At 71.5% G+C, this 21,662-nt stretch carries 18 protein-coding genes and 1 pseudogene; 11 read left to right on the top strand and 8 right to left on the bottom strand.

Annotation, left to right across the window (positions count from 1 at the left end; genetic code table 11):
- Positions 1-45: 45 nt before the first annotated feature.
- The 3 genes from FM051_RS18445 to FM051_RS18455 all read left to right on the top strand — a co-directional run bounded on the left by FM051_RS18445 (position 46) and on the right by FM051_RS18455 (position 4,351).
- A complete protein-coding gene (locus FM051_RS18445) occupies positions 46-903 on the top strand; it encodes a hypothetical protein (protein ID WP_158844670.1) in 858 nt (285 codons plus the stop codon).
- A 361-nt stretch (positions 904-1,264) separates the two neighbouring features.
- A complete protein-coding gene (locus FM051_RS18450) occupies positions 1,265-2,620 on the top strand; it encodes a serine/threonine-protein kinase (protein ID WP_158844673.1) in 1,356 nt (451 codons plus the stop codon).
- 108 nt (positions 2,621-2,728) lie between these two features.
- Positions 2,729-4,351 (top strand): serine/threonine-protein kinase, encoded by a 1,623-nt coding sequence (locus FM051_RS18455; protein ID WP_158844676.1) that lies wholly within the window; start codon positions 2,729-2,731, stop codon positions 4,349-4,351.
- 19 nt (positions 4,352-4,370) lie between these two features.
- Here the strand turns inward: FM051_RS18455 and FM051_RS18460 are convergent, their stop codons facing one another.
- Positions 4,371-5,264 carry a LysR family transcriptional regulator gene (locus FM051_RS18460; protein ID WP_158844679.1) on the bottom strand — a complete coding sequence of 298 codons (894 nt, stop codon included), beginning with the start codon at positions 5,262-5,264 and terminating at the stop codon, positions 4,371-4,373.
- 109 nt (positions 5,265-5,373) lie between these two features.
- Between FM051_RS18460 and FM051_RS18465 the strand changes: the two genes are divergently transcribed.
- The 3 genes from FM051_RS18465 (at position 5,374) to FM051_RS50560 (ending at position 8,204) form a co-directional block, all read left to right on the top strand.
- Complete coding sequence (locus tag FM051_RS18465; RefSeq protein WP_158845349.1) at positions 5,374-6,264, top strand: DMT family transporter; 891 nt, start codon at positions 5,374-5,376, stop codon at positions 6,262-6,264.
- Positions 6,265-6,447: 183 nt separating this feature from the next.
- The gene (locus tag FM051_RS18470; protein WP_158844682.1) at positions 6,448-6,858 is read left to right on the top strand and encodes an SsgA family sporulation/cell division regulator; all 411 of its coding nucleotides are present in this window, start codon (positions 6,448-6,450) and stop codon (positions 6,856-6,858) included.
- 23 nt (positions 6,859-6,881) lie between these two features.
- A complete protein-coding gene (locus FM051_RS50560; protein WP_238412479.1) occupies positions 6,882-8,204 on the top strand; it encodes a serine/threonine-protein kinase in 1,323 nt (440 codons plus the stop codon).
- Positions 8,205-8,219: 15 nt separating this feature from the next.
- On the opposite strand, the gene FM051_RS18480 is transcribed toward FM051_RS50560, so the two are convergent.
- Together FM051_RS18480 and FM051_RS18485 are read right to left on the bottom strand one after the other, a co-directional pair.
- On the bottom strand, positions 8,220-8,870 hold the full coding sequence (locus FM051_RS18480) for a response regulator (RefSeq protein WP_053721568.1): 651 nt from the start codon (positions 8,868-8,870) through the stop codon (positions 8,220-8,222).
- Positions 8,867-10,132, bottom strand: coding sequence for an ATP-binding protein (locus tag FM051_RS18485; RefSeq protein WP_420803607.1), 1,266 nt, complete (start codon positions 10,130-10,132; stop codon positions 8,867-8,869). Before FM051_RS18485 ends, FM051_RS18480 begins: the two co-directional genes overlap by 4 nt.
- 44 nt (positions 10,133-10,176) lie before the next feature.
- Here FM051_RS18485 and FM051_RS18490 point away from each other — a divergent pair, with 44 nt between their 5' ends.
- Both FM051_RS18490 and FM051_RS18495 read left to right on the top strand, forming a co-directional pair.
- Positions 10,177-11,433, top strand: a complete 1,257-nt coding sequence (locus tag FM051_RS18490; RefSeq protein ID WP_158844684.1) for a PspC domain-containing protein — start codon at positions 10,177-10,179, stop codon at positions 11,431-11,433.
- Positions 11,426-11,629: a hypothetical protein gene (locus FM051_RS18495; RefSeq protein ID WP_158844688.1), complete on the top strand. Its 204-nt coding sequence runs from the start codon at positions 11,426-11,428 to the stop codon at positions 11,627-11,629. The genes FM051_RS18490 and FM051_RS18495 overlap by 8 nt, the downstream gene beginning before the upstream one ends.
- Positions 11,630-11,706: 77 nt before the next feature.
- On the opposite strand, the gene guaA is transcribed toward FM051_RS18495, so the two are convergent.
- Positions 11,707-13,266, bottom strand: a complete 1,560-nt coding sequence (gene guaA / locus FM051_RS18500; protein ID WP_158844691.1) for a glutamine-hydrolyzing GMP synthase — start codon at positions 13,264-13,266, stop codon at positions 11,707-11,709.
- Positions 13,267-13,317: 51 nt separating this feature from the next.
- Between guaA and FM051_RS18505 the strand changes: the two genes are divergently transcribed.
- The 3 genes and pseudogenes from FM051_RS18505 to FM051_RS18515 all read left to right on the top strand — a co-directional run.
- Positions 13,318-14,028 (top strand): phosphotransferase, encoded by a 711-nt coding sequence (locus tag FM051_RS18505; protein WP_158844694.1) that lies wholly within the window; start codon positions 13,318-13,320, stop codon positions 14,026-14,028.
- Between the two features lie 35 nt (positions 14,029-14,063).
- Positions 14,064-15,509: an aldehyde dehydrogenase family protein gene (locus FM051_RS18510; protein ID WP_158844697.1), complete on the top strand. Its 1,446-nt coding sequence runs from the start codon at positions 14,064-14,066 to the stop codon at positions 15,507-15,509.
- A 60-nt stretch (positions 15,510-15,569) separates the two neighbouring features.
- Positions 15,570-16,322 (top strand): annotated as a pseudogene (locus FM051_RS18515) (SDR family NAD(P)-dependent oxidoreductase); the annotation flags it as partial.
- A gap of 79 nt (positions 16,323-16,401) precedes the next feature.
- On the opposite strand, the gene FM051_RS18520 reads toward FM051_RS18515, so the two are convergent.
- The 4 genes from FM051_RS18520 to FM051_RS18535 all read right to left on the bottom strand — a co-directional run bounded on the left by FM051_RS18520 (position 16,402) and on the right by FM051_RS18535 (position 21,649).
- On the bottom strand, positions 16,402-17,694 hold the full coding sequence (locus tag FM051_RS18520; RefSeq protein ID WP_158844699.1) for an FAD-dependent monooxygenase: 1,293 nt from the start codon (positions 17,692-17,694) through the stop codon (positions 16,402-16,404).
- A gap of 13 nt (positions 17,695-17,707) precedes the next feature.
- Positions 17,708-18,667 carry an MBL fold metallo-hydrolase gene (locus FM051_RS18525; RefSeq protein ID WP_158844702.1) on the bottom strand — a complete coding sequence of 320 codons (960 nt, stop codon included), beginning with the start codon at positions 18,665-18,667 and terminating at the stop codon, positions 17,708-17,710.
- A gap of 19 nt (positions 18,668-18,686) precedes the next feature.
- Complete coding sequence (locus tag FM051_RS18530) at positions 18,687-20,405, bottom strand: FAD-dependent oxidoreductase (protein ID WP_158844707.1); 1,719 nt, start codon at positions 20,403-20,405, stop codon at positions 18,687-18,689.
- A gap of 110 nt (positions 20,406-20,515) precedes the next feature.
- Positions 20,516-21,649 carry a GuaB3 family IMP dehydrogenase-related protein gene (locus FM051_RS18535; RefSeq protein WP_158844710.1) on the bottom strand — a complete coding sequence of 378 codons (1,134 nt, stop codon included), beginning with the start codon at positions 21,647-21,649 and terminating at the stop codon, positions 20,516-20,518.
- Between the last annotated feature and the right edge of the window lie 13 nt (positions 21,650-21,662).

Genomic DNA, 21,662 nt, shown 5'->3' on the forward strand with positions numbered 1-21,662 from the left:
TCCCGGTCAGTAGCGCAGTGCACTCCCCGGGAGAGGTGTCCATCGGTGTCGAACGACGACAAACGCCGTCGGCAGGATGGCTCGACGGCCAAGCTGTCGGTCGCGGACCTGCTAGCCAGGCGCGAGGCGGAGACGCAGCCGATCCCGCGGATCACCGAGCGGATCACCGACGACGAGGAGACCGTGCGCTTCTCGACCGCGGGCCTGGCGGCGGCGATCGAGGCGTCGAACGCGGCCGGCGCGGCGAGCGCCAAGGGCGCCACGAACCTGTCGGGCCGTGAGTTGCACATCACCGAGTTGCTGCGCCGCGAGGGGCGCGCCGGTGAGGAAGAGCGCGGCGGCGGCGGGTTCTCCGTGCCGAAGCTCGTCGCGATCGCCAGTGGTGGCGTGGTGCTCGCCGGCACCGTGGCGTTCACCGCGACGAACCTGCTGTCGTCCCCGGACGACCGACCGCCGGCCGAGGTGCGCTTCGACGCCCGTCCGGCCGCGCGGGCCACCAACACGCTCACCAAGGACCTCGGCGCCGCCGCTGCCCAGCAGCAGGCTCAGCAGCAGGCGCAGGCCGAGACCACCACGACGACGCCCGAGCAGACGACGACCCAGCGCCCGCCGCGGCCCGCCGCGCAGCAGCCGACGACCACGACGCCGCAGCAGCAGGCGCCGACCACGACGACGCCGGGCACGAGCAACCCGCAGACGACGACCCCGGCGCCGAGCACGACCACGCCGCCCGCGCCGCCGAGCGACAGCACCCCGCCGCCCTCGTCGACCGCCACGCCGCCGTCGTCCAACCCGAGCACGCCGCCGGACGAGGACGCGGGCACCGGCATCGGCCTGGAACTCGACCTGGGCGGGATCCTGAACCCGATCGGCGGGTTCGACTTCTTCGCTCCGGCCAGCTGACGGCTCGCGGACCGCACCGACCCACCCGGGACGCCCGGGTGGGGGTTTCGAGGTGGCCGGGTGCGGGACTCGGGGTGCCTGAGGGCGTGACCCACCAGGCGATTGGGCCGTTCGGCCGCAAAACTCGTGATCTTCGTGCGAACGGGTGTCCTTACGCCCCGGTATCGGGTATCCCTTCCCGGTCACCCCTCGGCTCAGGTGACCTGCGCGACGGCTCGAAAGTCGTAGTCACGGCCGGGGTAGGCTCTGCGGGCGAGCGGTGGCCTAGCCTGTTCCGCGCACCGATCCGCACGACGAGGAGCCCGAGCGTGAGACCTGCTGCCCTTGCCGCGGTCACGCAGCGCCCCAGCGAGGTGGTCCGGTGAGCAACGACGGTCGCGTCATCGCCGAGCGCTACCGGTTCTTGGACCGAATCGGCAGCGGCGCCATGGGCGTCGTGTGGCGAGCCCAGGACGAGCGCCTGGGCCGCATCGTGGCGATCAAGCAGCTGCTGCTCGCGCCGAGCCTGGACGAGCGCGAGCGGGACGAGGCGATCCAGCGCGCCATGCGCGAGGGCCGCATCGCCGCCAAGCTGCACCACCCGAACGCCATCGCGGTCTACGACGTGGTGGAGGAGAACGGCGCTCCGTGCCTGGTCATGGAGTACCTGCCGTCCTACAGCCTGGCCGACACGATGGTCGAGCACGGCCCCCTCGACCCGATCGAGGTGGCCCAGATCGGCATGCAGGCCGCCGCCGCGCTGGCCGCCGCGCACACGGCCGGGATCGTGCACCGGGACGTGAAGCCCGGCAACGTGCTGCTCGCCGACAACGGCCTGGTCAAGATCACCGACTTCGGCATCTCCCGGGCCAGCGACGACGTCACGGTCACCAAGACCGGACTGATCGCGGGCACCCCCGCCTACCTGGCGCCGGAGATCGCCCGCGGTCAGGACCCGTCGCCCGCCTCGGACGTGTTCTCGCTCGGCTCGACGCTCTACGCGGCGGTCGAGGGCGAGCCGCCGTTCGGGCTGTCGGAGAACACCCTGGGCGTGCTGCACGCCGTCGCGGCGGGCCGGATCAACCCGCCGACGGTCGACCACCCGTTGACCGACGTGCTGCTGCGGTTCCTCAGCTACGACCCGGCCGACCGGCCGACCATGGCCCAGGCCCGCGACCTGCTCAGCGCGGTCGCGCACGGCCGCAACCCGAGCCTGACGGGCCTGCTGCCGGCCAGCTCACCGGGGTTCCCGCCGGTGGCACCCGCCGGCGCCACGGCCGTCCTGGACGCCGACCGCACCCGCGTGGTGCGGCCCGGCCCGCGCACGACGGGCGCCCACCCGCCGGTCGTCGCGCCGCCGCCTTCGTCGTCGAGCAACAACCGGCCGCTGGCGATCGCCGCCGTGGTGCTGGGCTCGTTGCTGCTGCTCGGCTTCCTGCTGGTCGCGCTGGACGTGTTCGACAGGCAGAACCAGGTCACGCCGCCGGCCACCGAGTCGAGCACGTCGTCGACCAAACCGACCACGAAGACCACCACGCCTGTGATCGTGACCACGGAGGTGGTGCCGACGACGACCGAAGAGCCGGAGCCGACCACCACCACACCCCCGCCCACGACCACGACCCCGCCCCCGACCACCACGACCCCGACCACCACCTCGCCGACGCCGACGAGTTCGACGACGACGGCCCCACCGTCGGTCTCTTCGGTCCCGGGCACCACCCAGCCCGGAGGGTGACCTCGTTAAGGTGGGAGCCGAACCCGATCGGGTGACGCAACGTTCTTGTCCTAGTGGCGGCTTGCCGTTCGCCACTGAATGAAGCCCTAGCAGCTACTGGAGCACGCCGTGAGCGACGATGGCCGCCTGGTTGCCGGCCGCTACCGACTTGGCCGGCGGATCGGCAGCGGTGCGATGGGCATCGTCTGGCAGGCGCACGACGAGCGCCTGCACCGGACCGTGGCCGTCAAACAGCTGCTCCTCCAGCCGGGTCTGGCCGAGGCCGACACGGACGAGGCGAAGCGCCGCGCCATGCGCGAGGGCCGGATCGCGGCCCGCCTCCAGCACCCGCACGCGATCGCGGTGTACGACGTGGCGGAGGACGACGGCCAGCCGTGGCTGGTGATGGAGTACCTGCCGTCCAAGAGCCTGTCCACGGCCCTCTCCGAGCGCGGCACGCTGCCGCCCCGTGAGGTGGCCTCGATCGGCTCCCAGGTCGCCTCGGCGCTCGCCGCCGCGCACAACGCGGGGATCGTGCACCGCGACATCAAGCCGGGCAACATCCTGCTCGGCGACGAGGGCACGGTGAAGATCACCGACTTCGGCATCTCCCGGGCCACCGGCGACGTCACGGTCACCGCGACCGGGATGCTCGCGGGCACGCCCGCCTACCTCGCGCCCGAGGTGGCCAAGGGTTACGACCCCGGCCCGCCGTCGGACGTGTTCTCGCTGGGCTCGACGCTGTACGCGGCGATCGAGGGCGCGCCGCCGTTCGGCCTGAACGAGAACACCATCGCGCTGCTGCACCAGGTCGCGTCGGGCAAGGTGGTGCCGCCGAAGCAGGCCGGTCCGCTGACCGCGCTGCTGATGCGCCTGCTGCGCGCCGAGCCGGAGGACCGGCCGACCATGGCCGAGGCCCGCGAGGCGTTGGCCGCGGTGGCGGCGGGACGTGCCGCGCCCGAGTTCCCGGTGGCGATGCCGAAATCGCATCCGCCGTCGTGGCAGGGCGCGCCCGTGCAGGCTCCGGCGACCCGTGCGCTGAACCCGGTGCCCCCGGCCACCCCGAACAACCCGCCGCACGCCGCGACCCGCGTGGCGCCCGTACCGGCCCAGGCCCAGGCTCCGGCTCCGCAGCGGCAGATGAGCAACGGCAACCCGCCGCCGCCCGATCGCCCGTTCGGGCGATCGAGACCGATCGCCGCCAGGGGCGGACCGATCAAGAGCAAGCGGTCCGCGGCCGTCACCGCGCTCGCCATCGCGGGCGCGGCCGTCGTGGGCATCCTGCTGGCCAGCATGCTGTCCGGCGGCGACAACCCCTCGGACGACCAGGCCACCGGGCCGACCACGTCGACCACCGCGCAGGAAGCGGGTGGCGAGGCGTCGGTGACGCCGCCGAAGAAGCCGGTCAACCCGCCGTTGACGATCACCGTCGACCCGACGCCGCAACAGCAGGAACAGACGGTCCGGGACTACTTCAGCCTGCTGCCGGAGAACGTGGACGAGGGCTTCAGCCGCCTCAGCGACAAGATGAAGGCGGCGTCCGGCGGGATCGCCGGCTACAAGAGCCGGTGGGACCAGGTGAAGTCGGTGAGCCTCGACGAGGTGAGCCAGAACGCGGACTACGCGTACATCGTCGTGATCAGCTACCAGATGAAGGACGGCTCGCGCACCAGCGAGCGCAAGCTGGTCGGCCTGGCCTGGAGGGGCCAGAGCCTGTTCATCGACAAGGAAGACCCGCTGGGCCAGCCGTGACCGCTGGGCCTGCCGTGACCTAGCCGGTCGCGGACTTCAAAGCCTCCAGCAGGGTGGTGACGGCGGGTGAGCCGACGCCGTCCTCGCGGATCGCGGCGCAGATGGTCCTGGTCGGCTCCGGGTGGCGCAGTTTGCGGATCACCACGCCGGGGTGGATCACACCGAGGCTGAGCTTGGGCACGATGGTCACGCCGAGCCCTGCCGCGACGAACCCCTGGGCGGTCGGGTAGTCGTCCGCCTCCACCACGACGTTGGGCGCGAACCCCGCGCCCGCGCAGCCGTTGAGCACGATGTCCCGGCACGGTCCGGGCGGCGTCACGGCGTCCACCCACTGCTCCTCCGCCAGGTCGGCGAGGTCCAGCACCCGTTTGCGGGCCAGCTCGTGACCGCGCGGCAGCACGGCCAGGTACGGGTCGTCGAGCAGGTGCACGATCTGCACGCCGCGCGGCAACTCGCTGCCCCGGTGGTGCACCACGATGGCCACGTCGGCGCGACCCGCCGCGACCTCCACCATCGGGTCGTCCGGCTCGGTCAGCTTGAGGTCGAGCTGGACGTCGGCGTGCTTGGCCCGGAACAGGGCCACGGCGGGCGGCACGAGCGCCGCGCCCGCGGTGGCGAAGTAGCGCACCCGGAGCCGCCCGGTGCGGCCCTCGCGCAGGTCGGCGAGCGCCGACTCGGCCTCGACCAGCCGGTCGGTGATGTGCGCGGCGTGCTCGGTGAGCAGCCGGCCCGCCAAGGTCGGCCGCACGCCCCGCCCGACGCGGTCCAGCAGCGGCAGGCCCGCCTGCTTCTCCAGTGCCGAGATCTGCTGGCTGACGGCCGAGGGCGTGTACCCGAGGTTCACCGCGGCGGCGGTGATCGAACCGGTGGTCACCACGGCCCGGAGCACCTGCATGCGTCGCACGTCCAACATGACGTCACCGTACAGCGCTGCTTAAAGGTTGTGCAGTTCTATTTACTTGTGCTGATGCTTGACGTGCGCGCAAAGTGGGCTCGTGAACAAGCCCGGCACGCTGATCAGAATGGGTGTCCTCGCCCTGCTCTGGGGTTCCAGCTTCCTCTGGATCAAGATCGCCCTGACCGGCCTCTCGCCGATCCAGATCACGCTCATCCGCACCACGCTCGGCGCGCTGGTGCTGGTCGCGCTCGTCTACTGGAGCGGGCAGCGACTGCCCCGCGACAAGGCGTCCTGGCTGCACCTGGGCTTCGCCGCGATCTTCGGCGCCGCGCTCCCGTTCGCGCTGTTCGCCCTGGGTGAGCAGACCGTGGACTCCGGCGTCGCCGGTGTGCTCAACGCCACCACGCCGCTGTGGGCGCTGGGCATCGGCCTGGTACTGGGCACCGAGCAGCGGCGGAACCCGGCGCGGTTGGCGGGCCTGGTCCTCGGTTTCGTGGGCGTGCTGCTCATCTTCGCCCCCTGGGGGAAGGCGGGCCTGGCCAGTTGGGGCGCGCTCGCGTGCCTGGCCGCCGCGGCGTCGTACGCGGTCAGCTTCACCTACATCGGCCGCATGGTGTCCGGGCGCGGCCTGACCCCGATGCAGATCTCCTCGACCCAGCTGGTGGCCGCGGCGGGCATGACGGCGGTCGCGCTGCCGGTGGCCGGGCTGCAGCCGGTGCACCTGTCCTGGCAGCCGCTGGTGGCCGTGGCGATCCTGGGCGTGTTCGGCACGGGCATCGCGTTCGTGCTGAACTACCGCATCGTCGAGGACGAGGGCGCGACGAACGCCACCATGGTCGGCTACCTGCTGCCCGTGGTGTCCGTGCTGCTGGGCGCGCTGTTCCTCGGTGAAGCGCTCAACCTCCGCGTCGTCATCGGCATGGTGGTCGTGCTCGTCGGCGTCGCGCTGACCCGCAGGCAGCCCGCCGCGGCGATCGTGCCGGTGACCGCGGAGCCCGTGACTACGCTCAAGTGACCAGCGATAACGGAGTGTTACCGACCGGTACGGCCTAGTGAGACGGCGGTCCTGGGCAAACGGGTGGTCTTGAGACACAGGTCTCCCCCGATCGCGTGGTGTTCAGGCGAAGCACGTCCTGATTCGCCCTCTCGGACGTCTCCTCAGATGAGAGGGACGACTTCGGAAGGGAACCCACAGGCCATGAGCAACGAGAGCATCACCATCGCGACGACGTTCCACCTCCTGGTGCCGGGCGTGGCTCCGGCGCCGGTGGAGGCCGAACTCCACTACGAACCCGAGGACCCGTACGCGGTCGCCGTCCTGTTCCACACCGGGCAGGGCAAGGTCGAGTGGATCTTCGCCCGGGACCTGCTGGCCGACGGCCTGCTGACCCCGTCCGGCGAGGGCGACATCCTGGTCCGACCGGCCGCCGACGACCCTGAGCGGGTCCTGGTGGAGCTGAACGCCCCTACGGGCTTCGCGATCCTGTCCACCGACGCCGAGGACATCGCCGAGTTCCTGGACCTCACCTACGACGTGGTCCAGCCCGGCGAGGAGGACTTGTGGATCGACTTCGACCGCGAGCTGGCCAAGTTGGTCTCGACCAACTGACTTCATCGCCTAACCTGCTGGGCGTGGCGGAGTCCGGGGGGACGGTAGGCGGTCGGTACGCGCTGGTCGAGCGGATCGGCAGCGGCGCGATGGGCGTCGTCTGGCGGGCGCGGGACGAGTTGCTGGACCGCGAGGTGGCGGTGAAGCAGCTCCGCGGGCCGGACCTGACCTCCGAGGAGGCCGAGGTGGCCGGGGCGCGGGCGATGCGCGAGGCGCGCAACGCCGCACGGCTCCAGCACCCCAACGCCGTCGCGGTCTTCGACGTGGTGGTGGAGAACGACCGGCCGTGGCTGGTCATGGAGTACCTGCCCTCGCGCAGCCTGGCCGGGCTGCTGGCCGAGCAGGGCAGGCTGAGCCCGGCCGAGACGGCCCGGATCGGCGGTCAGGTGGCCGCCGCGCTGGCCGCGGCGCACGCGGCGGGCATCGTGCACCGGGACGTGAAGCCGTCGAACGTGCTCATCGGCCACGACGGCGCGGTCAAGCTCACCGATTTCGGCATCTCCCGGGCCACCGGCGACGGCACGCTCACCGACAGCGGCATGATCACCGGGACCCCCGCGTACCTGGCGCCCGAGGTGGCGCGCGGCGAACAGCCGGGCACGGCCTCGGACGTGTTCTCCCTGGGTGCGACGCTGTACGCGGCGACCGAGGGCCAGGCGCCGTACGGGGCCAGCGACAACAGCTTCGGCCTGCTCTACCGGGCCGCCGCGGGCCGGATCGAGCCGCCCACCGGATCGGGTGAACTCACCGGACTGCTGACCAGGATGCTCGCCACCGACCCCGAAACCCGTCCGACCGCCGCGCAGGCCGTGGAACTGCTGGCCAAGCCGCCCGTCGAGGGCAAGCCGCACGTCGAGCCGGTGGCGAAGCCGTCCGCCGAGCGCAAGCGGCGTCGGTGGCTCGTGCCCGCGGTCGTGGCGGCCGTGATGCTGCTCGTCACGGGTGTCGCCGCCGCCGTGTTCCTGCTGCCGGAGCTCAACCTCAACCTGAGCCGGAACGTCAGCACCTACCCCACGCCCGTGCCCACGCCCTCGTACACGACTGACCAGGCCGTGGAGCTGGTGCGCTCCCACTACGAAGCGCTGCCGGAGAACATGGAGGTCGCCTACGAGAACCTGGCGACCTCGTACCGGCAGCCCTTCCCCGAGTACCAGAAGTTCTGGAGTCAGTACGACGACGTCCGGGCCGGCGAGTTCGAGGCCGCGCAGGCCCACCGGACCAGGTTCATCGTCCGGGTGCGGGTGACGTTCGTGCAGGGCCCGTCCGAGGTGTCCGGGCTCTACCAGCTCGTGGTCGAGGCCGGTGACGGCCGGCTGCGGATCGCCGCGTCCCAGCCGTTGACCTAGGCGGGCGTGGTCCGTTCAGACCAGCCTGCGGTCCGACGCCCAGCGCGACAGCTCGTACCGGTTGGACAGCTGCGTCTTGCGCAGCACGCTCGACACGTGCGTCTCGACCGTCTTCACCGAGATGAACAGCTCCGACGCGATCTCCTTGTACGCGTAGCCGCGCGCCAGCAGCCGCAGCACGTCCCGCTCGCGCGGGGTCAGCAGGTCCAGCTCCGGGTCGCTGATCGGGGCCGCGCCGGGCCGGTCGGCGAACGCGTCCAGCACGAACCCGGCCAGCCGGGGGCTGAACACCGCGTCGCCCTCCGAGACCCGCACCACCGCGCGCACCAGCTCCTGGCTGGAGATGGTCTTCGTCACGTACCCGCGGGCGCCCGCGCGGATGACCGCGATGACGTCCTCGGCCGCGTCGGACACCGACAGCGCCAGGAACACCACCTCGGGCAGCGCCGTGCGGACCTGCCGCAGCACCTCCGCGCCGCCGCCGTCGGGCATGTGCACGTCCAGCAGCACCACGTCCGGGCGGTGGTGTCCGATGCCCGCGACCGCCTCACCGACCGAACCGGCCTCGCCGACGACCTCGATCTCGTCGGTGATCGAGTCCAGCTCGGCCCGCACCCCGGCGCGGAACAGCGCGTGGTCGTCCACCAGGAACACCCGAACCGTCATGCCCTGGCCCCCGTCTCTCGCTTGTCTGCGGTTTTCCTCGGCATCATCAGCTGCACCTCTGTGCCCTCACCCGACTTGGTGCGGATCCGGACTTCGCCGCCGTGCCGTTCCATCCTCCCCCCAATCGAGTCGGCGAGGCCATGCCGGTCCTCCGGGATGGCCTTCGGGTCGAACCCCTTGCCCCGGTCCCGGACGAACACCGTCACCCGTTCGGGCTCAACCTCGCCGTACACGCTGATCTCGCCGACGCCCGCGTGCTTGGCCGCGTTGACCATCGCCTCACGGGCCGCCTGCACCAGCGCGTACAGGTTCGGGTCCAGCACGCAGTCGCCGACCACGACCTGCTGCACGACCAGCGCGAAGCTGTCCTCGACCTCGCCGGAGGCCTTCGCGATCGCCGCGGACATCGTCGCGGGCTCGCTGTCGTCCTCCACGATCCGCCCGTACAGCCACTCCCGCAGCTGCCGTTCCTGGCCGCGGGCCAGGCGCTTGACCTCGCGCGGCTGCTCGGCCTGCTTCTGGATCAACGCCAACGTCTGGAGCACGGAGTCGTGCAGGTGGGCGGCGATCTCGGCGCGTTCCTCGGTGCGGATGCGGACCCGGCGCTCCTCGCCCAGGTCGTTGATCAGCTTGATCCACAGCGGCACGGTGAGCACCGCGACACCGCCCAGCGTGGCGACCACGGCCAGCAGCGCGAACCGCAGCTGGTCGATGCCGTAGCTGTTGACCAGCAGCACGCCGATGCCGATGGCGACCAGCGCGACACCCGCCAGGACCCGCACGATCGTGCTGCGGCCGGCGCCGAGGAAGCCGGACTTCGCGCCGTCGCGCCAACGGCGGCGCTGCGCCTCGTCCGCCTCGCGCCAGACCACGGCCGCGCCCACCAGGGCCACCGCGAGCGGTCCGGCGATCCAGCCGCTCACCGGTCCGGAGAACAGGCCCGCGAGCACGGCCGCCGCGATGCCCAGGGCGACCAGGCCGAGCGCCTGCTGCCGTTCCCTGGGGTTCGAGGGCTCCTCCGGTTCGCTCGCCGCGCGTTGCGGCACGAACAGCCACAGCAGGCCGTAAGCGATCACGCCGACGCCGTTGAGCGCGGTCAACGCGGCGAACGCCGCCCGCACCCAGAACACCTCGATGCCGAGGTGGTCGGCGACACCGCCGGCCACGCCCGCGACCACCCGCCCCGTCCGCCTGCGGCGCACGGGTTCGACGGCCTTCGTCTCCACACTCACCCCTTGATGGTCACACGGGGGTCGGGGCAGGTCATCAGGGTTCCACCCGATGCACGGTTCAGGGTGGGTCCCCGATGTGCCGGCGGCGCGGCTTGAGCAAGCTGGTCGACGTGAGCGGGAACATCAGCGCAGCGAACGTCGAAGAGACGTTCAAGGACTTCTGGGCCAGCAGGCCCAGGCGGCCTCACGACGGTCGCAAGATCGCCGGTGTCGCCGCCGGTATCGCCCAGCGGTACCAGATCGACCCGGTGATCGTCCGGGTTGCGTTCGTGGCCTTGGCGCTGTGCAACGGCGCCGGGCTGCTCATGTACCTGCTGGGCTGGTTGTGGCTCGCCCAGGCCGACGACGAGGTGTCGGCCGCGGAGGCGTTGCTCGGGCGTGGCCGCAGCTCGACGCCGACCGCGTTGACCGTGGTGCTCGGGCTCGCGGTGATCCCCGCGACCGGTGTCTTCATCGACGGCGGCTTCACCATGGTCGGCGGCGTGCTGCTGTCCGCCGGCGCGGTCTACCTGCTGCACCGCAACCGCGGGCAGCTCAACCGGCCGGACGCGCCGGCCTTCGCCGTGGGGGAACCGGTGCCGGCCGACGACCAGACGACCGCGCGGGTGACGCCACCGGCCTGGGACCCGCTGGGCGCGGCGCCGTTCGCGTGGGACCTGCCGGAGCCGGGGTCGGCGCCGGAACCGGTGGCCGCGGCGCCGCCGCCGGAGCGCCGCCGCAGGTCGCGGGTCGGTGTGGCGACGTTCGGGGTGGCCTTGCTCGTGCTGGCCTCGTCCCTGGTGGCGTCGTCGTACTGGGACTGGTTCGACGCGCAGCACATCCTCGGGCTGCTGGTCGCGGTGCTGGGCGCGGGGATGGTGCTCGGCGCGGTGCGCGGCAATGGGCGCGGCAGCGGGCGCGGGCTGATCTGGCTCGTCGTGCCGATGTCGGTGATCGGGGTCGGACTGACGACGGTCGACTTCGACGGCATCGACTCGGACCGGATGGGCAGCACCCAGGCCCGGCCGACCTCGGTGGAGCGGGTCGACTCCCGGTACTCGACGCGGATCGGCGAGGTGGACCTGGACCTGACCGGGCTGCCGAACTCCGGGTCCGTGACCACGGAGGTCGAGGTCGGGTTCGGGAGCACCCGGGTCAAGGTGCCCAGGGACGCGGACGTGACGGTGACGTGCCGGTCCGACCTCGGCGGGGTGAAGTGCCTCGACAAGCAGTCAGATGGCCGGAACCTGCACGAGGAGGTCACCGACAACGGCCCCGACGGGCCGGGTGGGCTGACGATCGTGCTGGATGTGCGGAGCGAATTCGGAGAGGTGGAGGTGAGTCGTGGCTGACCAGGATTCGATCGAGAAGCGTGGCGTTGACGTGGTGGGGCTGGTGTTCGGGGTCGCGGCCCTGGTCGCCGCCGCCTACATGCTCTCCGACGGTGCGTCGTGGCCGGACTTCCTCGACCTGAGGTGGGCGTTGGCCGGCGGGGCGGTGGTGATCGGGTTGGGACTGCTGGCGGGGGCCGCGCGGCGGCACCGCTAGCCGGGGGGGATGAAAAGGGGTTCGGAGAAAGCGAAAGGCCCGTCCTGGGGAGGGCGGGCCTTTCGCGTGCTCGGGGACTACTCCCACTCGATGGTGCCCGGCGGCTTGCTCGTCACGTCCAGGACCACCCGGTTGACCTCGTTCACCTCGTTGGTGATGCGGGTCGAGATGCGCTCCAGCACGTCGTACGGCAGGCGGGTCCAGTCCGCGGTCATGGCGTCCTCGCTGGACACCGGGCGCAGGACCACCGGGTGGCCGTAGGTGCGGCCGTCGCCCTGCACGCCCACGCTGCGCACGTCGGCGAGCAGGACCACCGGGCACTGCCAGATCTGGCGGTCCAGGCCGGCGCTGGTCAGCTCCTCGCGGGCGATGGCGTCGGCCTTGCGCAGGATGTCCAGGCGCTCCTGGGTGACCTCGCCGATGATCCGGATGCCCAGGCCGGGACCGGGGAACGGCTGGCGCTGGACGATCGTCTCGGGCAGGCCGAGTTCGGTGCCGACGCGGCGGACCTCGTCCTTGAACAGCGCGCGCAGCGGCTCGACCAGGGTGAACTGGAGGTCCTCCGGCAGGCCGCCGACGTTGTGGTGGCTCTTGATGTTCGCCGTGCCGGCGCCGCCGCCCGACTCGACCACGTCCGGGTAGAGCGTGCCCTGGACCAGGAACTGGTAGTCGCCCTCGGCCTTGAGATCCCGTTCGGCCTGCTCGAAGACCCGGATGAACTCGCGGCCGATGATCTTGCGCTTCTCCTCCGGGTCGGTGACGCCCGCGAGGGCGTCGAGGAAGCGCTCGCGGGCGTCGACCGTCACGAGGTTGACGCCGGTCGCGGCCACGAAATCGCGCTCCACCTGGGCGCGTTCACCTGCACGGAGGAGGCCGTGGTCGACGAACACGCAGGTCAGGCGGTCACCGATGGCGCGCTGCACGAGGGCGGCGGCCACCGCCGAGTCGACGCCGCCGGACAGGCCGCAGATGGCCTTGCCGTCGCCGACCTGTGCCCTGATGAGGGCCACCTGCTCGTCCACGATCGAGGACGTCGTCCACTGCGGCCGGATGCCCGCGATCTCGTGCAGGAACCGGCGCAGCACCTCCTGGCCGTGCGGCGAGTGCCCGACCTCGGGGTGGTACTGGACGCCCGCGAACCGGCGCTGGGTGTCCTCGAACGCGGCCACCGGCGCGCCTTCGCTGGTCGCCGTCACGGTGAAGCCCTCGGGTGCCTTCGTGACGCAGTCGCCGTGGCTCATCCACACCGGGTGGCTGGCGGGCAGCTCCTCGTGGAGGAGGCCGCCTGCTTGCCGGACGCCCAGCTCGGTGCGGCCGTACTCACGGGTGCCGGTGTGCTCGACCGTGCCGCCCAGGGCGCCCGCCATGGCCTGGAAGCCGTAGCAGATGCCGAAGACCGGGACGCCGACGTCGAACAGCTTCGGGTCGACCTGGGGCGCACCGGGCTCGTAGACGCTCGACGGGCCGCCGGACAGCACGATGGCGGCCGGGTCGCGTTCCAGCAGTTCCGCCACGGTAGTGGTGTGCGGGACGACTTCCGAGTAGACCTGCGCCTCCCGGACTCGCCGGGCGATCAGCTGCGCGTACTGCGCGCCGAAGTCGACTACCAGCACAGGGCGGTTGCTGCTCTCGGCCACTGGGGTAAAACCTCTCGTCTGGCGGATCCGCGCAGGTGAAGGATGTCATGCATGGACGAGGAAGTGCTCACCGGAGGCGGTCTCAACGAGGTCGTGCGGGTCGGGTCGACGGTGCGCAGGCCGACCGGGCCGTGGACGCCCAACGTGCACCGGTTGTTGGAACACCTTGCGCCGCTTGGCATTTCGCCGGTCGTGCACGGAGTGGACGGTCACGGGCGCGAGGTGCTGTCTTACCTGGAGGGTGAGGTGGGCCACCCGCCGTTGGGTGAGGAGTTGCGCTCCGACGAGGTGCTGGTGGCGGTGGCGCGGATGGCACGTCGGCTGCACGACGCGTCGGCCGCGCTGGCGTCCGTGGTCGACGGCTGGCAGTTCCCGGCGCTGTCACCCGTCGAGGTGATCTGCCACAACGACCTCGCGCCCTACAACATGGCGTTCCGCGACGGGCTGCCCGTGGGGGTGTTCGACTTCGACGGGGCACGGCCGGGGCCGAGGTGGTGGGACATCGCCTACACGGCCTACTGCCTGGTGCCGTTGTCGCCGGAGTTCGGGACGCCGGACGAGCAATGGCGGCGGGCGAAGTTGTTCTGCGCCGCTTACGGGATGCCGGTGGACGGTTTGGGCCGCCGGGTGCTGGCCCGGCTGGACGACATGGTGGCGATGATCCGCGAGCGGCCGGAGTTCTGGCGGCAGCGGGAGGAGGGGCACGACACCTATTACCTGAGCCATGCGGAGTACGTCCGGGCGCACTTCCAAGATCGATAGGTCCAACCACCCGGGACGGGCATACGGTGTGGGCTATGGACGCGTTCACGCCGCAGCCACGGCCCTGTTGGATCGCCGGACACGCCGAACAGGGCGTGCAAGCCATCACCGTCCACCACCCGTTCGACGGGACCGAGGTGGCCTCGGTCGCCGTGCCGGGGCCCGAACAGGTGGAGCGGGCGATCGCCGCGGCAGCGGCGGTTGCCAAGGAGTTCCGGCGCACGCCGGCGCACGTGCGGGCGACCGCGTTGCTGCACGTGTCGCAGGCGTTGGCGGAGCGGGCCGAGGAGATCGCGGAGACCATCACGGCCGAGAACGGCAAGCCGTTGAAGTGGGCCGAAGTCGAGGTGCAGCGGGCGGTGAACACGTTCCGGTTCGCGGCCGAGGAGGCGCGGCGGTTCACCGGTGACCTGCAGCGGTTGGACACCGACGCCAACGGTGAGGGCCGGTTGGCGGTGGTTCGGCGGGTGCCGCGCGGGCCGGTGTTGGCGGTGGCGCCGTTCAACTTCCCGTTGAACCTGGTCGCGCACAAGGTCGCGCCCGCGTTGGCGGTGGGTGCGCCGGTGATCGTGAAGCCCGCGTCGGCCACGCCGTTGTCGGCGTTGCTGCTGGGTGAGCTGTTGGCCGAGACGGACCTGCCGGAGGGTGCGTTCTCCGTGCTGCCGGTGCGCGGTTCGGACATGAAGGCACTGGTGACCGACGAGCGGTTGCCGATCATCTCGTTCACCGGGTCCACGTCGGTCGGCTGGTCGTTGACGGATGCGGCGCCGCGCAAGCACGTGCTGATGGAGCTGGGCTCGAACTCGGCGGCGATCGTGTGCGCGGACTGGCCGGACCTGGATTTCGCCGCCTCCCGGATCGCCACGTTCGGCAACTACCAGGGTGGCCAGTCGTGCATCGCGGTGCAGCGGGTGCTGGTGCACCGGGACGTGGCCGGGGCGTTCGTGCCGAAGCTGGTGGACGCGGTGCGCGCGTTGAAGACCGGTGACCCGCACGACCCCGAGGTCGAGGTCGGGCCGCTCATCGACGAGGACAACGCGCGGCGGGTGGAGGAGTGGGTGGCCGAAGCCGTGGCCGGCGGTGGTGTGCTGCACGTGGGCGGCGGGCGGTCCGGGACGTCGGTGGAGCCGACCGTGGTGCAGGACGTGCCGACGTCGGCCCGGCTGTGGCAGCAGGAGGTGTTCGGGCCGGTGCTGGCGGTGTCCGTGGTGGACTCGGTGGCCGACGCGTTCGAGCAGGCCAACGCCACCGACTACGGCTTGCAGGCCGGTGTGTTCACCCGGGACGTGACGGTGGCGTTCGAGGCGGCGGCCGAGTTGGAGGTCGGCGGCGTGATCATCGGCGACGTGCCGTCCTACCGCGCCGACCAGATGCCGTACGGCGGCGTGAAGGGGTCGGGCACGGGGCGGGAGGGCGTGCGGTCGGCGATGGAGGACTTCACCGAGGAGCGCACGATGGTGCTCACCGGCATCACTCTGTGACATTGCGCCGCCTCCGGCGATCGCGGCTCGGTCGCCTGGGAAGTCGGCCTCACCGGCGCGACCGGTGGTATCGGCCACGCCATTGCCCGCGCGTTCGCCGCCCGGGGGGCGAAGTTGGTGCTGACCGGCCGGAAGGTGGCCGAGCTGGAGCGACTGGCCGAGGAGACCGGCGGGCGGGCTGTCGCGGCGGACCTCGCCGATCCGGACGGCGTGCGGGAGCTGATCGAGGAGGCGGGCGCGGTGGACGTGCTGGTCGCCAACGCCGCACTGCCCGCCAACGGCCCGTTCCTGGACTTCACGCCGGAACAGGTCGGTCGGGCGCTCGCGGTGAACCTCGAAGCGCCCATCGCGTTGACGCACGCGGTGCTCCCGGCGATGGTGGCGGCCCGGCGCGGGCACGTGGTGCACGTCGGCTCGCTGTCCGGCAAGGTCGCGTCGGCGTACGCGTCGCTGTACAACGCCACCAAGTTCGGGCTGCGCGGGTTCGCGTTGGGGCTGCGCGAGGAACTGCACGGCTCCGGCGTGGGCGTGTCGATCGTGCAGCCGGGGTTCGTGCGGGACGCCGGGATGTTCGCCGACACCGGCGCGAAGCCGCCCGCCGGCATGCGGACCGTGTCACCGGAGGAGGTCGCGGCCGGTGTGCTGACCGCGATCGAGAAGGACAAGGCCGAGGTGAACGTGGCGCCGCCGGAACTGCGGGTGGTGAGCACGCTCGGTGGCGCGTTCCCGGCGTTCTCGGCAGGGTTGCAGCGCAGGCTGTCGGGTGACGAGACGCAGCGGCAGATGAGCGTGGCGAACCGGGAGAAGCGCTGATGGTGACCGCGACTACCGACTACCGACTACCGGCTGCGGGTCGCGGAGATGCTGACCTCGAAACCCGAGGGGTTCACGCTCACGCCTCGGCGGCGGTGAAGCCCTTGGCGCGGCGCAGCGCCCGGTCGAGGTCGGCCGGGGCGACGGCGGCGGTGTGGCCGTCGGGGCGGATCAGGGCGTCCCCCTCGACGGTGAAGCCCGGACCGTAACGGTGGCTTCGCGGGCGGAGTTCGCCGTCGCCGTTGGTGGTCAGCGGTGAGTCGCGGTAGGGGAAGGGCTCGAACATCCGGCCCGAGTCGATCCGGTCGGTCAGGCCGTTCTCCAGGACGTGACGGCGGTGGGCGCGTTCGGCCTCGGTCCGCGGCACCAGGAAGCGCATGGTTTCGCCGGTGACGCGCAGGTTCTCGTCGGCGGCCGCGGCGCGTTCCTGGTGGTAGGACTCCAGCAGGAGCGGGCCCGCCTCGCCGGCGCGGTCGAAGGCGATCTTCCACGCCGCGTTGTCGGCGTCGCAGATCCCGGAGTTCAGACCGCGCGCGCCGAACGGGCTCATCACGTGCGCGGCGTCGCCGGCCAGCAGGACGTTGCCCGAGCGGAAGCGGGCGGCCCGGCGCTGGTGGAAGCGGTACGTCGATTGCCACAGGACCTCGTACGGCCGGTCGCCGGTGATGGCGCGGATGTGGTCGGCGGTCAGCTCGAAACCCTCGGGGACCTGCCAGTCGATGCGGTGCACGCCGTCCGGCTGCGGGTGCACCAGGACCTGGCGGCCGGGGTGCCACGGCGGGTCGAAGTAGAAGCGGCGCTCCGGCTCGGGGTGGCCCAGGTCCACCCGGATGTCGGCGATGACGAACCGGTCGGCGAACGAGTGGCCGTCGAACGGGATGCCGAGCAGGTCGCGGACCGTGGAGCGGGCGCCGTCGGCGGCCATGCAGTGCGTGCCCTCGTACGTCCGGTCCGGTGTGTGGACCGTGACGGTGTCGGTTTGTTGTACGCGAACGACCTTCTGGCCGTAGCGGAGGTCGATCAGCGGTTCTTGACAGGCTTTTGTATGCAGTATGTGTTCAACCACGGTCTGTGGTGTGTTGACGAACGGCGGGAAGCCCTCGGCGTGCGGCAGCTCGATGGTGAGCACTTCGCGGTCGCGGTAGTAGGTCCGGCCGCGGTACCAGGTGACGCCCGCGTCGACCACGGCCTGGCCGACGCCGACGCGTTCCAGGATGTTCAGCACGTCCCGGTGCACGCAGATCGAACGGCTGCCGACGGCCTCGCGGCGTTCGGCGGCTTCCAGGACCGTCGTCGGCACGCCCGCGCGGGCCAGCAGGAGCGCGGCGGTGAGGCCCACCGGACCCGCCCCGACCACCAGCACCGGAATCATCGCCTGTCCAAGATCATTGCAGTGCCGCCCACACCTCGCGGTCCCGCTCGGCGGTCCAGATCCGGGGCCAGTCCACACCGTCGCACTCGTCCCAGTACCGCTGCACGTCGAACGGCAGGCAGTGCTCGAAGATCGGCCAACGGCCGTAGCGCGGGGCGAGGGCGGCGTGGGCGGCCTCGAACGCCTCCTTCACCGTGCCGCCGCTGACGTGCACCGTCCCGACCGTGCGGCGGAGTTCGTCCAGGAAGTGCCTGGACTGGGCGATGGCGGCGTCCACCTCGGTCCGGTCGCGGGCCGGTGCGCCACGTCCGCCGACGAGCTGTTCGGCGCCCAGGGCGGCCACCCGGTCCAGGGTCGACGTGGCCCACTCGTTGTGGAACGCGTCGCCCGTGTACAGGGCGGCCTGCGATTCGACCAGGTCACCGGCGAACAGGATGCGCTGGTGCGGCAGCCACGCCACGATGTCGCCCGCCGTGTGGCCACGTCCGCAGAAGCGCAGTTCGACGTCACCCCGATCACCGCCGAGCGGGATGGTGAGGCGGTCGGAGAACGTCAGCGTCGGCCAGGTCAGGCCGGGAATGCCCTCGGGCTCCTCGAACAACCGGGGCATCCGGCCGTACTCGCTCAGCCAGTCCGCCCGCCCGCGTTCGGCGATCAGCGTCTTGGTGTTCTCGTGCGCGATGATCTCGGCGGCGTCGAACGCGCTGGCACCCAGCGTGCGGACCGCGTGGTAGTGGCTCAGGACCAGGTAGCGGACGGGTTTGTCGGTGTGCCGGCGGAGCAGGTCGAGCCAGCGCCGGGCGGCCTTCGGCGTGGCGCGGGCTTCGACGCAGACCAGGAAGTCCTCGCCCTCGATGGCGCCGACGTTCGGATCGCCTTCGGCGGTGAGGGTGTAGACGCCGTCGGCCAACTCGACGAACTTCTCGTCCTTGGGCGCGAGGTCGGCGCTGGACGCGAACGGCTTCGTTGCCACACAACCCACCATAGGGCGATCAGCGGGACTCGACCTCCACGATCGGCAGGCGCAACGCGCCGGGTGCGTCGACCGGGACGGCGGGGTTCTTCGGCGTCACCGGGGAGATCCGCCGATAGGCGGACGCCTGGTCCGGGCGCTGGTCCGGCTCACCCTTGTTCGGCCACACCGAGAACGCGCGCTCGGCCTGCGCGGTGATGGTGAGCGACGGGTTCACGCCCAGGTTCGCCGAGATCGCCGCGCCGTCCACCACGGAGAGGCCGGGGTAGCCGTAGACCCGGTGGTACGGGTCGATCACGCCGCTCTCCGGGTCCGCGCCGATCGGGCAGCCGCCGATGAAGTGGGCGGTCAGCGGGATGTTGAACAGCTCGCCCCAGGTGCCGCCCGCGATGCCGTCGATGTGCTTCGCCGCGAGCAGGTTCGCCCGGTGCCCGGCCGGGATGAACGTCGGGTTCGGCTCGCCGTGCCCCTGCTTCGAGGTGAGCTTGCGCCCGAACAGGCCCTTCTTGGTGAACGTGGTGATGGAGTTGTCCAGGCTCTGCATCACCAGCAGGATCACCGTCCGCTCGCTCCACCGGTGCACCGACAGCAGCCGCGCCAACCGGACCGGGTGCCGCACCGCCTGGGACAGGAACTGCAGGATGCGCGGCGTCGACTTCGCGCCGTCCGTGGCCAGGGTCTGCAACAGCCCCATGGCGTTGCTGCCCTTGCCGTACCGCACCGGCTCGATGTGGGTCTGCTCGTCCGGGTGGATGGACGACGTGATCGCCACGCCCTGGCTGAAGTTGCGCTCCTCGTCCACGGTGTAGCGGCCGGCGCCGATGATGGCCTCGGAGTTCGTCCTGGTCAGCTCGCCGAGCTTCGGTGAGATCCGCGGCAACGCGCCCGAGGCCCTCATCCGGTGCAGCAGCTGCTGGGTCCCCCACGTGCCCGCGGCCAGCACGACCTGGCCCGTGGTGATCGTGCGGCGGCCCCTGCGGAGCTTGCCGCCGGTGCGCCGGGTGCCGACCGCCCACGTGCCGTCCGGCGCCTGGCGCAGATCCGTGACGGTGGTCAGCGGCAGCACCCGCGCGCCGTTGCGTTCAGCCAGGTAGAGGTAGTTCTTGACCAGGGTGTTCTTCGCGCCGACCCGGCAGCCGGACATGCACGCGCCGCACTCCGTGCAGCCGGTCCGGCTCGGGCCCGCGCCACCGAAGTACGGGTCCTCGGCGGGCTTGCCCGGCTCGCCGAAGAACACGCCGACCGGCGTCGGGTGGTAGCTGTCGGCGACGCCCATCTCCTCCGCGACCTGCCGCATCACCACGTCCGACGGCGTCGTGCTCGGGTTCTCCACCACGCCCAGCATCCGGCTCGCCTGGTCGTAGAACGGGCCCAGCTCGGCTTCCCAGTCGGTGATGTGCGCCCACTGCCGGTCCGAGTAGAACGGCTTGAGCGGCCGGTACAGGGTGTTGGCGTACACCAGCGACCCGCCGCCGACACCGGACCCGGCCAGGATCATCACGCTGCGCAGGGCGTGGATGCGCTGGATGCCGTAGCAGCCCAGCGCGGGCGCCCACAGGTATCGGCGCAGGTCCCAGGACGTCTTGGCGAACTCGTCGTCGGCGAACCGGCGGCCGGCCTCGATGACGGCCACCCGGTAGCCCTTCTCGGTGAGCCGGAGCGCGGCGACGCTGCCACCGAAGCCCGAACCCACGACCACGACGTCGAAGTCGGTGTTGTTACCGGCGAGTTCACCCATGTTGCGAGGTTAAGCGTTACCGGAAGTAACAGCGAGTCTCGATCGGTCAAGGGCCTGGACACACGACGAAGCCCCCGCCGGGAAGCAGGGGCTTCGTCGCGAAAGCCGAGTCAGCCGCGGATGGTGAGGCCGACCTTCTGGAACTCCTTGAGGTCCGAGTAGCCCGTCTTCGCCATCGCCCGGCGCAGCGAGCCGAACAGGTTCGTCACGCCGCGCGGGTCGACGGACGGGCCGAACAGCAGGCTCCGCAGGTCGACCACCTGGTCCACACCGGTGGACACGTGGCTTCGGGGCACCGACGGGTGCGCCGACGCGGCGGTCCAGTACAGGCCCTGGCCCGGCGCCTCGGACGCCGCCGCCAACGGCTCGCCCAGCATCACGGCGTCCGCGCCGCACGCGATCGACTTCGCGATGTCACCGCTGGTCAGCACGCCACCGTCGGCGATCACGTGCACGTACCGGCCACCGGTCTCGTCCAGGTAGTCCCGGCGCGCCGCGGCGGCGTCGGCGATGGCCGTGGCCATCGGGACACCGATGCCGAGCACGGAGTCCGTCGTGGTCACGCCCGGCGTGTAGCCGTAGCCGACGATCACGCCCGCCGCGCCCGTGCGCATCAGGTGCATCGCGGTCCGGTAGTCGCCGACGCCGCCCGCGATCACCGGGATGTCGAGGTCCGCGATGAACGACTTCAGGTTCAGCGGCTCACCATCGCGCGACACGTGCTCGGCCGAGATGATCGTGCCCTGCACGACCAGGATCTCGACGCCCGCCGCCAGCAGGTCCGGGGTCAGTTCGGCCGCACGCTGCGGGCTGACCCGCACGGCCACCGTCACGCCCGACTCGCGCACCGACTTGATCGCCTCGGCGATCAGGTCCATCCGCACCGGAGCCGAGTGCAGCTCCTGGAGCACCCTCACCGGCGCGCCCGGGTCGTCGGTGTCCTCCACCGCCTGCACCAGCCGGAACAGCGCCTCTTCCACGTCACCGTGCCGGGCCCACAGGCCCTCCGCGTTGAGGACGCCCAAGCCGCCCAGCTCACCGATCGCGACCGCCGTACCCGGCGACACGATGGCGTCCGTGGGGTGGGTGATCAGCGGGATCTCGAACCGGTAGGCGTCGATCTGCCACGCCGTCGAGACGTCCTTCGAGGACCGGGTCCTCCGGGACGGGATGATCTCGAGGTCGTCCAGTTCGTAGGCCCGCCTCGCGGTCCGGCCCATGCCGATCTCGACCAGATCGCGCACCTTAGTCGTCCTT

The sequence above is a fragment of the Saccharothrix deserti genome (assembly GCF_009769385.1).
Classification (GTDB): domain Bacteria; phylum Actinomycetota; class Actinomycetes; order Mycobacteriales; family Pseudonocardiaceae; genus Actinosynnema; species Actinosynnema deserti.